The sequence below is a fragment of the Neoroseomonas lacus genome (assembly GCF_014644535.1).
GTDB classification, from domain to species: Bacteria; Pseudomonadota; Alphaproteobacteria; order Acetobacterales; family Acetobacteraceae; genus Neoroseomonas; species Neoroseomonas lacus.
Map to the genome: position 1 here is coordinate 246,648 of NZ_BMKW01000006.1, position 13,319 is coordinate 259,966.

The 13,319-nt window shown below is 70.0% G+C and carries 15 protein-coding genes; 8 read left to right on the forward strand and 7 right to left on the reverse strand.

Annotation, left to right across the window (positions count from 1 at the left end; translation table 11 throughout):
- Positions 1 to 30: 30 nt before the first annotated feature.
- The 4 genes from IEY36_RS13645 to IEY36_RS13660 all read right to left on the reverse strand — a co-directional run bounded on the left by IEY36_RS13645 (position 31) and on the right by IEY36_RS13660 (position 1,765).
- Positions 31 to 411 (reverse strand): rhodanese-like domain-containing protein, encoded by a 381-nt coding sequence (locus IEY36_RS13645; protein WP_188967624.1) that lies wholly within the window; start codon positions 409 to 411, stop codon positions 31 to 33.
- A 79-nt stretch (positions 412 to 490) separates the two neighbouring features.
- Entirely contained in the window at positions 491 to 880 is a 390-nt protein-coding gene (locus IEY36_RS13650) for an MAPEG family protein (RefSeq protein ID WP_188967625.1), read from the reverse strand.
- The gene (locus IEY36_RS13655) at positions 880 to 1,362 is read right to left on the reverse strand and encodes a YbaK/EbsC family protein (protein ID WP_188967626.1); all 483 of its coding nucleotides are present in this window, start codon (positions 1,360 to 1,362) and stop codon (positions 880 to 882) included. Before IEY36_RS13655 ends, IEY36_RS13650 begins: the two co-directional genes overlap by 1 nt.
- Before the next feature lie 10 nt (positions 1,363 to 1,372).
- Entirely contained in the window at positions 1,373 to 1,765 is a 393-nt protein-coding gene (locus IEY36_RS13660) for an MAPEG family protein (RefSeq protein ID WP_188967627.1), read from the reverse strand.
- 51 nt (positions 1,766 to 1,816) lie between these two features.
- Between IEY36_RS13660 and hemW the strand changes: the two genes are divergently transcribed.
- Both hemW and IEY36_RS13670 read left to right on the forward strand, forming a co-directional pair.
- Positions 1,817 to 2,971: a radical SAM family heme chaperone HemW gene (hemW, locus tag IEY36_RS13665; protein WP_188967628.1), complete on the forward strand. Its 1,155-nt coding sequence runs from the start codon at positions 1,817 to 1,819 to the stop codon at positions 2,969 to 2,971.
- A gap of 191 nt (positions 2,972 to 3,162) precedes the next feature.
- The gene (locus tag IEY36_RS13670; protein ID WP_188967629.1) at positions 3,163 to 3,396 is read left to right on the forward strand and encodes a hypothetical protein; all 234 of its coding nucleotides are present in this window, start codon (positions 3,163 to 3,165) and stop codon (positions 3,394 to 3,396) included.
- Positions 3,397 to 3,547: 151 nt separating this feature from the next.
- Here IEY36_RS13670 and IEY36_RS13675 read toward each other — a convergent pair whose 3' ends face one another.
- Positions 3,548 to 4,222, reverse strand: a complete 675-nt coding sequence (locus IEY36_RS13675) for a hypothetical protein (protein WP_188967630.1) — start codon at positions 4,220 to 4,222, stop codon at positions 3,548 to 3,550.
- Positions 4,223 to 4,370: 148 nt separating this feature from the next.
- Here IEY36_RS13675 and IEY36_RS13680 point away from each other — a divergent pair, with 148 nt between their 5' ends.
- The 6 genes from IEY36_RS13680 to IEY36_RS13705 all read left to right on the forward strand — a co-directional run bounded on the left by IEY36_RS13680 (position 4,371) and on the right by IEY36_RS13705 (position 9,148).
- Positions 4,371 to 5,222 (forward strand): SirB1 family protein, encoded by an 852-nt coding sequence (locus IEY36_RS13680; RefSeq protein WP_188967631.1) that lies wholly within the window; start codon positions 4,371 to 4,373, stop codon positions 5,220 to 5,222.
- Between the two features lie 143 nt (positions 5,223 to 5,365).
- Positions 5,366 to 6,139 carry a (Fe-S)-binding protein gene (locus IEY36_RS13685; protein ID WP_188967632.1) on the forward strand — a complete coding sequence of 258 codons (774 nt, stop codon included), beginning with the start codon at positions 5,366 to 5,368 and terminating at the stop codon, positions 6,137 to 6,139.
- Positions 6,136 to 6,873, forward strand: coding sequence for a 2OG-Fe dioxygenase family protein (locus IEY36_RS13690; RefSeq protein ID WP_229681305.1), 738 nt, complete (start codon positions 6,136 to 6,138; stop codon positions 6,871 to 6,873). The genes IEY36_RS13685 and IEY36_RS13690 overlap by 4 nt, the downstream gene beginning before the upstream one ends.
- Positions 6,874 to 6,895: 22 nt before the next feature.
- Positions 6,896 to 7,933 (forward strand): putative FMN-dependent luciferase-like monooxygenase, encoded by a 1,038-nt coding sequence (locus IEY36_RS13695; RefSeq protein ID WP_188967633.1) that lies wholly within the window; start codon positions 6,896 to 6,898, stop codon positions 7,931 to 7,933.
- Between the two features lie 25 nt (positions 7,934 to 7,958).
- Positions 7,959 to 8,558, forward strand: coding sequence for a CMD domain protein (locus IEY36_RS13700; RefSeq protein ID WP_188967634.1), 600 nt, complete (start codon positions 7,959 to 7,961; stop codon positions 8,556 to 8,558).
- A 17-nt stretch (positions 8,559 to 8,575) separates the two neighbouring features.
- Positions 8,576 to 9,148 carry an alkylhydroperoxidase domain protein gene (locus IEY36_RS13705; RefSeq protein WP_188967635.1) on the forward strand — a complete coding sequence of 191 codons (573 nt, stop codon included), beginning with the start codon at positions 8,576 to 8,578 and terminating at the stop codon, positions 9,146 to 9,148.
- A gap of 477 nt (positions 9,149 to 9,625) precedes the next feature.
- Here IEY36_RS13705 and IEY36_RS13710 read toward each other — a convergent pair whose 3' ends face one another.
- Positions 9,626 to 11,245 (reverse strand): hydantoinase B/oxoprolinase family protein, encoded by a 1,620-nt coding sequence (locus IEY36_RS13710; protein ID WP_188967636.1) that lies wholly within the window; start codon positions 11,243 to 11,245, stop codon positions 9,626 to 9,628.
- Positions 11,242 to 13,317, reverse strand: a complete 2,076-nt coding sequence (locus IEY36_RS13715; RefSeq protein ID WP_188967637.1) for a hydantoinase/oxoprolinase family protein — start codon at positions 13,315 to 13,317, stop codon at positions 11,242 to 11,244. The genes IEY36_RS13710 and IEY36_RS13715 overlap by 4 nt, the downstream gene beginning before the upstream one ends.
- Between the last annotated feature and the right edge of the window lie 2 nt (positions 13,318 to 13,319).

Here is a 13,319-nt window from a genome sequence, read left to right on the forward strand (position 1 = left end):
CGGCGCCGGGGTCGCAGCGGCCGTGGCGGATCAGGCCTTCTCGACCTCGCCGCCGGCATCCACCCAGCCCTTGAAGCCACCGAGGTTGCGGACGTTCTGGTAGCCCATGTCGTGCAGCGTTTTCAGCACCAGCGCCGAACGCCCGCCCGAGGCGCAATAGGCGACGATCGTCTTGGCACGGTCGAAATTCGCGTCATGCAGCGGCGAGGCCGGGTCGGCACGGAATTCCACCAGGCCGCGCGGGATGGCGAGCGCGCCCGGCACCTTGCCCGATGCCGCGACCTCATTCGGTTCCCGCACATCGAGGAAGACCACGTCGGGGCTGCCGACCAGGCCCTTGGCTTCCTCCGCTGCGATGCGCGGCACCACGGCCTCGGCGGCGGCGAGCATCTGCTGGACGGTGACGGTCATGTGGCATCTCCCTTGAGGCGTTCGGTGGCGGCAGCTTATGGCAGCGCGGCCGATGGCGCATCCCCGTCGTGTCGCCCGGTCACCAGCCGACCAACACCGCCACCAGCGCCGCCAGTGCGGCCACGGCGATGACCGAGAAGGTCGCCATCATGCCGCCGACGCGAAAGCGGTAATCCTCCGGCTGCCGCACGATGCCCCAGCCATGGGCGATGCGCCCGGCCAGCAGCGCCGCACCCAGCGGGTGGATGACCCAGCCCGGCGTGCCGCCCCCCTCGGCCAAGGCGAGCAGCACGAGCGCGAAGGGCACGTATTCGGCGAAATTGCCTTGCGCCCGGATGGCGCGTTCCAGCACCGGGTCGTCGCCCGCGCCGATGGCCACCCCCGCGTGCCGCCGCTCGCCAATGACGCGCAGCGAGAGCCACAGGCAGACCGGCGCCAGCAGCGCGGCCCAGAGCGTCGTGGCCTGCATCAGCCATCCTCCCGGATGTCGGCAACGATTGCCGCGGTAATGCGGCACAGCTCGGCCGGCGTGGTCCGGAACACATGCTGGGGCGAACCTGCCGCTGCCCAGACCGGGTCGAGCGCCATCAGCTCGGCGTCGAGCAGCAGGATCGGCGGTGCCAGATGCCCGACCGGGGAGACGCCACCGATGGCGAAGCCAGTCGCATCGCGCACCCAATTGCCGTCGGCGCGCTTGACCGGCTGTCCGATGGCGGCGGCGACCTTGGCCATATCCACCCGGTTGGCGCCGGAGGCGATGACCAGCACGGCCCGCGTCCCGGCGCGGAAAACGATGGATTTGGCGATCTGCGCCACGGCGCAGCCGACCGCGGCGGCGGCATCGGCAGCGCTGCGCGTGCCGTCGGGGAAGGTCTCGATGGTGTCGGGATGGCCGGCGGCGGCGAGCGCCGCGCGCACGCGGTCGACTGAGGAGGAGGAGGATGCGCTCATACGCCCGGCGCTACCACAGGTGCGCCGCGCCGCCGAGGGCAAGGAGCGCCGCGAGCGCCAGCCCCGACAGCGTCAGGATCATGCCGCCGCCGCGCAGCGGCACGATGTCAGGGTCGTGCGACATGCCGATGCTATGCGCGACGCGCCCGGCGAGCATCGCTACCCCGGCGGCGTGCAGCGCCACGGCGGGCGCGCCGCACAATTCGGCGGCGAGCAGCGTGACCAGGAAGACCGGGACATATTCGGCGCAATTGGCGTGCGCCCGCACCGTCCGTTCCAGCATCCGGTCACCGCCGGTGCCGAGCACGACCTGCGCCTTGTAACGCCTCGCCAGGACCCGCGCGGTCAGCACCAGGAAGAGCAGGAGCAGCAGGCCGGCATAAAGGGCGGTGATGCGTGGCATGATGGTCCCCCGGGTTCGACAGATCGCGCCTCGCACGCCATATGCCACCGCGTGACCGAACCCCTCGCCCTATACATCCACTGGCCGTTCTGCGCCGCCAAGTGCCCATATTGCGACTTCAATTCCCATGTGCGCGACCGGGTGGACCAGGCCCGTTTCGGCGACGCGCTGCGGCGGGAACTGGCGCATGAGGCCGCGCGCGTCGGCCGCCGGCCGCTTGCCAGCATCTTTTTCGGCGGCGGCACACCCTCCCTGATGGACCCAGCGACCGTCGCCGCGCTGATCGAGGATGCGCGCGCGCTGTTCGATGCCGGCCCGGATATCGAGATCACGCTGGAAGCCAACCCGACCAGCGTCGAGATCGGCCGCCTCGCCGCCTTCCGCGATGCGGGGGTGAACCGAGCCAGCCTCGGCGTGCAGTCGCTCGATGAAGCCGCGCTGCGCTTCCTCGGCCGCAAGCACGACAGCGCTCAGGCGATCGCCGCGCTCGAAGCCGCCCGCAGCATCTTCCCGCGCCTGTCCTTCGACCTGATCTACGCCCGCCCCGGCCAGGACGAGGCCTCCTGGCGGGCCGAGCTGCGCCAGGCGCTGGCGCTGGCCGCCGACCACCTCTCGCTCTACCAACTGACCATCGAGCCAGGGACGCAATTTGCCACCCTGCATGGCCGCGGCGCCTTCACTCTGCCTGAGGGCGACGAGGCCGCCCGGCTGTATGTCGCCACCGCCGCGGAAGCCGGACGGTTCGGCCTGCTGCCTTACGAGGTCAGCAACTATGCGAAGCCCGGCGCGGAGAGCCGGCACAACCTGGCGTATTGGCGGTATGGCGATTACCTCGGTATCGGCGCCGGCGCGCATCAGCGGCTGTTGCTGGACGGGCGCATGCTCGCCACCCGCCGCCACCGCGCGCCCGAGGAATGGGCGAACCGCGTCGAGCGCGACGGGCATGCGGTGGTGGAGGAAGAAGTGCTTTCAGAGGCCGACCGCGCCCGCGAGGCACTGCTGATGGGGTTGCGGCTGGCCGAGGGGATCGACCCGGCACGCATCACCGCCCGCTCGGGGCTGCCTTTCGAGCAGACCGTGGACCCGGCGATGCTCGCCGCGCTGCTGGATGAGGATTACCTGGCCTGGACAGCGGAGGGGCGGCTGCGCGCGACCGCCGAGGGGATCGTCAGGCTGGATGCGCTGTTGCCGGTGTTATTGCGGTAGGAAGGTCGGGGGAGAGAACTCCCCCGAACCCCCTCCTTCTTCTACCAATTGACGCTGGGTGTGGCTGTCGGTTCGTGGATGTTCGGGTTCGAGTGGGCGCGGATGGCTCCACATAAAGGGTGGCAGGCACGAATTGAGGAAGAGGCGGCGATGCTGCGGCTTGCCGAACGCGTAGTGGGGGCGCCGTCGGCATGCTGCTCCGGGCGGGCGCCGCGTTCGTCGGTTTCATCGTGATTGTTGTTCGGGTTCTAGATGGATCTGCCTGCGAACCGGATGAAGCGGCGGGCTGCGGCGCTTCGGTGGTGTTTCTCGCCGCGTTTCTCGGGTTGCCCTTGGGTACCATATTCGGCGGAATCGCCGCGACCCGCCTCATCCAATGGCCTCAGTGTCGCGCAGAGCAGGCCACCAAAGATCAGCCGGTGTGACGTTGGGGTGCTGGCGTACCAGTTCATTCAGGACGCCATCTGCGCCACGAAGCCCTGGCTCGAGGTCCGCGGCAACGCGACGCCCATTCAATACCAACAGACAAAAAAAGGAGGGGGCTCGGGGGAGTTCCCTCCCCCGACCTTCCTCCCCTCACCGCCGCCGCGCGCCCGGCACCGGCTCCGGTTCGGCCGCGGCGACGGACGCCATCGCTTTCTGCTGCTCCAGTTGCGCGAGGTCCGCCGCGAGATAGTCGTTCAGTGTCTCTGCCGTGTCGATCGTCGCGTTGGGCGCGCGTTGTGCTCGTGCGATGGCGGGTGCCGCGGCCTGGCGTAGCTGCGTCGCGCGGTCGGCGAACCAGGCGTCCAGCGCGGCCTGTGAGGCGAAGGGCTGCGGTGGCAGCGGGATGAAGGTGTTGTTGTAGCGGCGTGTCCGGCCGGTCTGCACGGCCTCCAGGTTCTGCGCGATGCCGGTGCCGACGGGTTGCGGGTGGTGGATGTCGGTGGCGAAGTCGCGCACGGGGCGGATTGCGACGGTGGTGGTCATGCTGCCGGGGGCGGTGCAGATGGCGTTGATCGTGGCGGTGCCGCGCGGCAGCGGGATGGTGGCGGGCGTAGTGACCTCGGCGACGAGGCTGTTGGTCACCGTGTTCGTCAGCACGCAACGGGCCGCTGCCGGATCGGCGGTCAGCGTGATGCTGCCGGTGTAGGGTAGCGGCCTGGGGTCGCTGCCGATGGCGGAGGAGTCGCTCAATGCGGTGCCGCAGCCGGCCAGCGCCACGGGCGCAAGCAGGGCGGCGGCGATCGTGAGGTGACGGCGCCTGGTCATGACATTCCTCGCGAAGTGGGCATTTTGCCGTTGCGCCTCAGATACGGACGCGACTTCATGCGATAACGTACATGTGATTCTTTATGAACGAGAAGCGCAATGTGACGTCTGCCTTGATGGCGCCGCCTGCCGCCGCGACACTGGGTTCATGCCGCCACCCAACCAGGATGAGGCCCGCGCCGCGCTCGAAGCCGCCGGAAGCCTGCCCGATACCGAACTCGACATCGCCGCCGTGGCGCTTCAGCTCGCCCGCGTGGACGCGCCCGAGGCCGACTGGCGTGCGGCGGCCGAGCGACTGACCGCGATTGCCCGCGCCGCGGTGCAGGCCGCGACGGCGGATCGTGAGGCCGATGGCGGGGACCTCGACCGTCGCCGCGCGGTGTTGGCCGGCGTGCTGCACGGCCAGTTCGGCCTGACCGGCGATGGCGAGACCTATGACGACCTGGCCAATGCCAATCTGATCCGGGTGCTGGAACGCGGCCGCGGCCTGCCGGTGACGCTGGGTATCCTGTGGCTGCATGCGGCGGAAGCGGCCGGCTGGGGCGCGCATGGCGTCGATTTCCCGGGCCATTTCCTGGTCGCGCTGGAAGCACCGCGCGGGCAGTTGATGGTCGATGTGTTTGCCGGCGGGCTTGCGCTCGATGCCCCGACGCTGCGCGCGCTGCTCAAACGGGTGGAGGGGGAGGCGGCGGAATTGCGCCCCGGCCTGCTGCGCCCGATGGCGAAGCGAGAGGTACTGCTGCGGCTGCAGAACAACATCAAGCTGCGGCGGCTGCGCGCCGGGGCGATCGATGGCGCGCTCGCCTGCACCGAGGACATGCTTCGCCTGGCCCCGGACATGGCACCGCTGTGGCGGGAGGCGGGGTTGATGAACCAGCGGCTGGACCGGATCGGCGCCGCGCTGGCCTGCCTCGACCGCTTTCTGGAGCTGGTGCCGGAGGGCGAGGCGGCGGTGCGCATCCGCCAGCTGGTCGCCGAATTGCGGCAGCGGTTGAACTGATACCGACGACCGAGTGCCTCGACCGCTGGTATCCGCCGCATCCGGCCTTCAGGCGCCGGGCTGCCGGCGGTATGGCCGGCCTGCGCGGCGGGCGTGCATCGGGGACTGTCCGTGCGGCGAGGAGAATCCTATTCTCCCGCCCCATGTCCCAGAACCGGCCGCGCGTCGCGCTCTTCGTTACCTGCCTTGTCGACCTTTACCGGCCGACGGTGGGCTTCGCGGCCATTCGACTGCTGGAGAATGCCGGCTGTCTGGTGGAGGTGCCGCCGGTGCAGACCTGCTGCGGCCAGCCCGCTTACAATACCGGGGACCGCGCGACGGCGCGCGACCTGGCGCGGGCGGTGATCGACGCCTTCGGCGGCTACGACTACGTGGTGGCGCCGTCGGGGTCCTGCGCGGGCATGGTCTCGCACCATTACCCGACGCTGTTCGAGGACGACCCGCAATACCGCGCCAAGGCCGCGGCGCTGGCCGAACGCACGCATGAGCTGGTGTCCTTCCTGCGCGACGTGCGGGGCGTGGCCGCCGTGGCGGCGCGCTATGAGGACAGCGTCACCTATCACGACAGTTGTTCCGGCCTGCGCGAGCTTGGCGTGAAGGCGCAGCCGCGCGCGCTGCTGGCCTCGGTCGAGGGGCTGAGCCTGACCGAAATGGCCGATCCCGAGATCTGCTGTGGCTTCGGCGGGACCTTCTGCGTGAAGTATCCGGATATCTCGACGCGGATGGTGTCCGACAAATGCGCCGACATCGCAGCGACGGGCGCCGGCACGCTGCTGGCGGGTGATCTGGGCTGCCTGCTCAACATGGCCGGGCGGCTGAAGCGGGAGGGTGTACCGGTGAAGGTGCGTCATGTGGCGGAGGTATTGGCGGGGATGACCGGCGAGTTGCCGCCGATCGGCGAAGGGAGCGTGTCGTGACCGTGCCTGCGGGGCCGCTGGCCGAGCTCGCCGCACGCGGTTTCGCGCGCGTGCCGGGGGCGATGATGGCGTCGCTGATCGGCGAGACCGGGGCGCCGGCCGCGCTGGCCGCGTTCTTCGCGTCGTGGGACCGGTTGGAGACGGATGCCTTCATGCGCGATGGCGGGCGCTACCGCCGCCGTCGCATCGCCAATTTCACCGCCGAGCCGGGCGTGTCGGGGCATGTGCGCGGGGAACATCGGCCGCATTTCCAGGCAGTCGTGCACAATACGCTCAATGGCGGCGTCGATCGCTGGTTCGCCGCGATGGAGGACGAGGTCGCCGCCGGCGCGCCGCTGCGCGGGCTGCTCGACCTCGGCCGTTCCATGGCCGAGGCCCTGCACGGCCCGCAGCCCTGGTTCGTCGAGGCGCATCAGTTCCGCATCGAGGCCGCCGCCGGTGCGCCGGGGTTCCCGACGCCCGAGGGTGTGCACCATGACGGGGTGGATTGCGTGCTGATCACCATGATCGCGCGCACCAACCTCGATGGCGGCGAGACGGTGATCGAGGATGATGACGGCAACCGGCTGGCACAATTCGTGCTGCGGGATCCGCTCGACACCGCGGTGCTGGACGACCCGCGGGTTCGGCATGGTGTGACCCCGGTCGCGCCGGCCGACCCGGCGAAGCCTTCCTGTCGCGACGTGCTGGTGTTGACCTGGAAGCGCGGCGGCGTGCCGGGCCAGGCGGGGTGATCGCGACGGAGAAGGCGGGCGCATGACCAAGGCAGGCGGGCTGCGGCTCGGCTTCTTCTCGAGGCTGCTGGATGAGGGCAGCGCGGCCGACCGGTATCGCCTGGCGACGGAACAGATCCGCCATGCCGAGGCCTGCGGCTTCGACAGCGCGTGGGTCGCGCAGCATCACTTCCATGAAGGGGAGGGCGGGCTGCCCTCGCCCTTCGTGTTCCTGGCGCAGGTCGCGGCGCTTACCAGCCGCATCCGGCTGGGCACCGGCATCGTCACCCTGCCGATGGAAATGCCGATCCGCGTCGCCGAGGATGCGGCGGTGTTCGACCTGATCTCGGGCGGGCGGCTGGAACTCGGTGTCGGCTCGGGTGGCAACCCGGCGGCCTTCGCCGCCTTCGGGCTGGAGGATGCGCAGCGGCGGGCGATTTTCGAAGGGCATCTGAAGGTGCTGAACACGGCGCTCGCCGGGGACGCGCTGACGGGTGGGGACCGGCTGTATCCGGCGCATCCGTCGCTGCTGTCGCGGCTGTGGTACGCGACCTTCTCGGTCGATGGCGCGCGGGCGGCGGGGCGGATGGGGGCGGGGCTGCTGCTCTCGCGCACCCAGCCGCGCACGCAGGACGCGCCGGATGCGACGCTGGCGGAGATCCAGGACCCGATGCTGGATGCCTATCTCGAGGCTCTGCCGGCCGGGGTGGCGCCGCGCATCCTCGCCTCGCGCTCGGTCTTCGCCGCCGACCGGCGTGAGGACGCGATCCGCTTCGCCGATATCGGTTTGCGCCGGCATTACGCGCGGCTGGTCGAGTCCGGCCGGGCGCCGGACGTGACGCCCACGGTGGATGACATGATTCGCCGCCAGGACGTGCATCTCGGCACGGTGGAGGAGGTGGTTGCCTCGCTGCGCGCCGACCGGGTGATGGACCGCGCGACGGACCTCGCGGTGCAGGTGCATTCGGTCGACCCGCCACATCCCTATGTGCTGCGCTCCATCGAACTGGTGGCCGAGGGCGTGGCGCCGGCCTTCGGCTGGCGGCGCGCGGATGAGACCGAAGCGCGTCGCGTCGCCTGACGATCCAGACAGGAACCATGCAGAGATGACCGCAAACGACACCGACGTGATCGATACGCTGGTCGGCATCGTGCCGGGCTCGGCCCTCGACGGCGCGCGGGCGCGACGGCCGGCGGCGCGCAGCCATGCCGAGGCGTCCTATCGCGCGCTGCTGCTGCCGGCCGAGCCGGGCGACGTGACCATCGCCGAGCGTTTCGCGGTGGCGGCCTATGTCGCCGGGCTGCATGGCGGGGCGGCGACGGTTGGGCATTACAACCGCGCGCTGGTCGAGCATGGTGGCGCCGCGCTGGCCGCGACCGTGGCCCAGGCCGTGGCGGAGACGATGAGCCGCGGGCCGACCGGGCACTACCCACCCGGCCCGCTCAGCGTCGAAGATGTGCCCGGGCCGGATTTCGCGCTCTCCGCGCCGGTCACGGCGGCGCTGGGGCCGAAGCTGGCGGCGGGCTTCGCTCATGCGCATTACCTGGTGTTTCACCCGCGCGACGCCGCCCCCGAGCGCTTCCCGCCGCTGATGGAGGCCGGCTGGAGCGAGGACGGCATCGTGACGCTGTCGCAACTCGTCTCCTTCCTCGCATTCCAGATACGCGTCGTGGCCGGCTTCGCCGTGCTCGCCGCGACGCCCTGACCCCGGAGGCTCCCGCCATGACCGCCCCCGTTGCCTTCTCCCGCGATCATTTCGACTGGCTGCCCTGGGTCGACCCCGTGGCCGAGGACGCGTTGACCGAGCGCCAGATGGTCGCGCTGGTCGATGCCGCGCGTGCCAAATCCGCGTATTTCCGGCTGCTGGCGCGCGACCCGGATGCGCTGGAACACCGCACGCGGACCGACAAGGACATCTTCTACAACACCGATGCCGGGGCGCCGCGCGCCGACCGCGAACTCGCCGCCGCGGCGGTGTCGCGGTTCAATGGCTGCATCTATTGCGCCTCGGTCCATGCGCGCTTTGCCGCGACCTACGCCAAGCGCGAGGCGGATGTGGACCGGCTGCTGGCGGAAGGCGTCGGCGCGGATCTCGGCGAGCGGTGGAATGCGATCGTCGCGGCGGCGGTGGCGCTGACGGCGCTGCCGATGCGCTTCGGGCCGGAGCATGTGGCGCGGCTGCGCGCTTGCGGGATGGACGACCTCGCGATCAGCGACGTCATCCAGGGCGCGGCGTTCTTCAACTGGGCGAACCGGCTGATGCTGTCGCTGGGGGAGCCGGCGATCCAGGGGTGAGCCGGGGCGGGTGGCGCCGGAGAGGGTCTTGCCCCCTCCGGACCTCCCCCACCAATGGCCTCAAGTCCTCTGGACACCGGGTTTCCGCCCTTGCACCGGGACAGATCTGGTATTCGGCGGATGTTTCTGATATGTTCTTCGCGCCCAGGTGGCAAATGCGCTTGGTGCGTCCACAGCAAATAAAATCCTAAAATCTTAAAGTGCGTAAAATCACTATCTTAAGCTGATTCCTGGCCGGCAAGGCCCGCCGGCGCCGCAACGCTGTCACACAGCCCGACACCAACGCATGGCGTCGAGAGGCCCTTCGGCCGTTGGCGGGGTGGTTTGGAGGGGCGGAGCCCCCCATTCGCCGGTGCCCACACAGGCCATCGACCAGGGCCGCTGGCACAGGCCCGAGCGATTCCCTTGGGCGTGTCGGCAGCAAGCCGTGGTGGGGGAGGCCCCGAAAGGCGGGCAACGTCCACTTCCGAGGCGCCGTCACCGTGCTGCCGTCACCCAACCATTCGCGATGTCCGCCACCACCGCCGCGGGGGCGCGCTGCGCCGGGTCGCCATGCCCGCCGCCACCGGGCGTGGCGAGCGACACGGTGTCGCCGGCCTTCAGCACGTATTGCCGCTTCGGATCGATCTTCTCGCCATTGATCTTCAGCACGCCCGGTGCGCCGTCCTGCCCGCCCTCAATGCCGAAGGCGGGGAAGATGGTGCGTTCGGCGAGGAAGGACACCGCGATCGGCGTCGGCGAGCGGCTTTCGAGCAGGATCTCCTGCCCCAGCCCGCCACGATGCCGGCCCGGGCCACCGCTATCGGGCCGCAGGCGCTTGTGGTGGATGCGCAACGGCGCGATGTGCTCGCTGATCTCGACCGGCGTGGAGGAGACGTTGGACGGCCAGGACAGGCAGGAGATGCCATCCCCCTGCACATTGCCGCCCATGCCGCCATTGAAGAAGAACATGTTGGCGTAGGGCTTCCCGGCGGCGTTCACGCCCGACTGGTTCATGCCCCACATCGGCGAGCCGCAGGCGGCCATGACGCGCTCGGGCACGACCTGGCCGAGGCAGCCGAAGACCAGCATCGGCAGGTAGTGCCCGATGAGCATGCGCGAGCCGCCCGAGGCGGGGAATAGCGGGTTCACGATGCAGCCCGGGGGGGCGAAGAGGGAGATCGGCCGCCAGGCGCCTTCGTTGTTCGGCAGGGTGGGGCTGGTGCAGACCTTCACCCCGTACATCACCATCGCATAGGTGTAGCAGAGCGCGCAGTTGATGGCGCGGTCGACCTGCGCGTCGGTGCCGGTGAAATCGGCGGTGATGGTGTCGCCCGTGATGGTCAGGGCGAGCTTGATGGTCACGGGCGCATCGAGCAGGCCGTCGGTCTTGAGCTCGCTGTGATAGGTGCCGTCGGGCAGCGCGGCGATGGCGCTGCGCATGGCGGTTTCGCAGCGGCGATGGATCTCGGCGGCGAGGTCCGTCAGGTCGGCGAGCTGCGCCTGTTCCATCAGGACGTGGAGGCGTTCCTCCATGAGGTCGAGGGCGACGACCTGCGCCCAGAGGTCGCCCATGGTCTGTTCGGGCGTGCGGACATTCTGGCGAATCATCGCCACCAGCGTGTCGTCGGTGACGCCCGCGCGCATCAACTTCAGCGGTGGGATCTGCAAGCCTTCCTCGAACACCTCGCGCGGTTCGGGGCTGCGGATCTTGCCACCGATGTCCGGGGCGTGAGCGGTCGACGCGCTGAAGGCGACGACACGGCCGTCGCGGAAGATCGGCTTGGCGACGGTAATGTCGGGCAGATGCCCGGTGCCGAGCCAGAGGTCGTTGGTGATCAGCACGTCGCCGGGCTGCAAGGTTTCGATCGGGAAGAAGCGGATGAAGTGCTTCACCGTCTCGGGCAGGGTGCCGATGAAGGAGGGGATGCTCTCGGTTGCCTGCACCAGCGATTGCCCGGAGGCATCGGTGACGACGCAGGAGAAGTCGTAGGATTCGCGCACCAGGGTGGAGAAGGAGGTGCGCACCAGCGCCGCCGCCGCCTCATCGACCAGCGAGATCAGGCGACGCCAGAGAAGTTCGAGTTCGACCGCGTCGAAGTTGCGTGCGGTGTTCATGCGAGGCGCTCCGCCAGGATGGAGCCGTCGGGCAGCACGGTGATGCGCGCGCCCGGGCCGACGATGAAGGTGCTTTCGTTTTCCTCGAAGACGGCGGGGCCTTCGAGCTGCGTGCCGATCGGTACGGCATAGCGGTCATAGACCGGGGTGGAGACGGCGCCGCCGGCATCGGGGAAATGCACGTCGCGATGGCCCTTCAGCGCGGTGTCGCCGGCGCCAAGGCCGTCCAACCGCAGCGTGCCGCCGGAGCCCGGCATCGGCGCGGAGAGGGCGAGGCGCAGCGCGACGAATTGCGCGCTGGCACCGGGTGGCGTGCGGCCGAAGAGGGTGCGGTAGGCGGCTTCGAAGGCGGCGAGCACGCCCTCGGCCGTCAGCAATTCCGGCAGGGCGACGGTGATCTCCGAGCCCTGGCCGACATAGCGCATGTCGGCGAGGCGGCGGATGTCGCGGCGGGACAAATCGGCGCCGGTGGCTTCGACCACGGCGAGCGCGTCCGTCTCCAGCCCGTCGAAGATGCTGCCGACGACCGACCAATCGACATCGGACAGACGCACATTCAGCGAGGCAACGCGGTCGATGCGCGCGGGCGCCATCAACATGCCGATGGTGCTGCCCGCGCCGGCGCCCGGTGGGCAGACGACGCGCGTCACGCCGAGCTTGCGCCCGACATGCCAGGCATGGACCGGGGCGGCGCCGCCCGTCGCCAGCAGCGCGTAATCCTGCGGGACGCGACCGCGTTCGGCGATGGCGACGCGGGCGGCGCCGGCCATGTTCTCGTTCACCACGTCATGGATGCCGAAGGCGCCGCGCGACGCGTCCAGCCCCAGCGTGCCGGCCAGGGTGCCCAGGGCGCCGCGCGCCGCGTCGGCATCGATGGTCATCGCGCCGCCGAGGAAGAAGTCGGCGTTGAGGTAGCCGAGGGCGAGGTCGCTGTCGGTGACGGTCGGGTTCGTGCCGCCGCGGCCGTAGCAGACCGGGCCGGGTTGCGCGCCGGCGCTCTCGGGGCCGACATGCAGCGTGCCGAGTTCGCTGCGCCGCGCGATGGAACCGCCGCCGGCACCGATCTCGATGAGTTCGACGGTGGCGATCTGCACCGGCAGGCCGGAGCCGCGCAGGAAGCGCTTGGTGCGCGCCGCCTCGAAGCCCCAGGCGACGAGTGGGTCGCCGTCATCGACCAAAGCGAGCTTCGCGGTGGTGCCGCCCATGTCGAAGGCGAGCACGCGGTCGAGCCCGGCATGGCGGCCGAACCAGGCACCGGCGAGCGCACCGGCCGCCGGGCCGCTTTCCAGCAGTTGCACGGGCGCGCGCTTGGCTTCGGCGACGTGCGTCAGCCCGCCGTTGGAGAGCATGAGGAACAACCCGCCTGGAATCCCGGCGCGCTTCAGCGCGGCTTCCAGCGTGTCCAGATAGGTCTCGGCGATCGGCCGCACATAGGCGTTGGCTGCCGTGGTGACCATGCGCGGGTATTCGCGGATTTCCGGCGCGAGATCGCAGGAGAGCGACAGCGACAGCGCCGGGAAGCGCCTGGCGATGGCTTCCGCCGCGAGGCGTTCATGCACCGGGTTGGCGTAGGAATGCAGGAAGCAGATGGCGAGGCTGGTGACGCCGGCGGCGACCAGCGATTCGACTTCGCGCAAGGCGGCATCGACATCGAGCGGGCGTTCGATGCTGCCGTCGGGGCCGAGCCGTTCCAGCGCCGGACGTCGCCAGGGGCGCGGCACCAGCGGCGCCGGCATCTCCAGGAACAGATCGTAGAGTTCGTATTTCCGTTCGCGCGCGATCTCGAGCACGTCGGTGAAGCCGTCGGTGGTGAGCAACCCCGTGGCCGCGCCCTTGCGCTCGATGAGCGCGTTGGTGAACAGCGTGGTGGCGTGCACGACGCGGCCGATGGATGACGGCGCGATGCCGCCCTTCTCCAGCAGGCGCATCAGCCCGGTGATCGCGCCACGCGACGGGTCGTCGGGCGTGGTGCTCTCCTTCCAGATCACCGCCCGGCCATCCTCGGGGTCAAGGATGACCAGGTCGGTAAAGGTGCCGCCAATGTCGATGCCAAGCGAAAGCGACGCAGCCATGA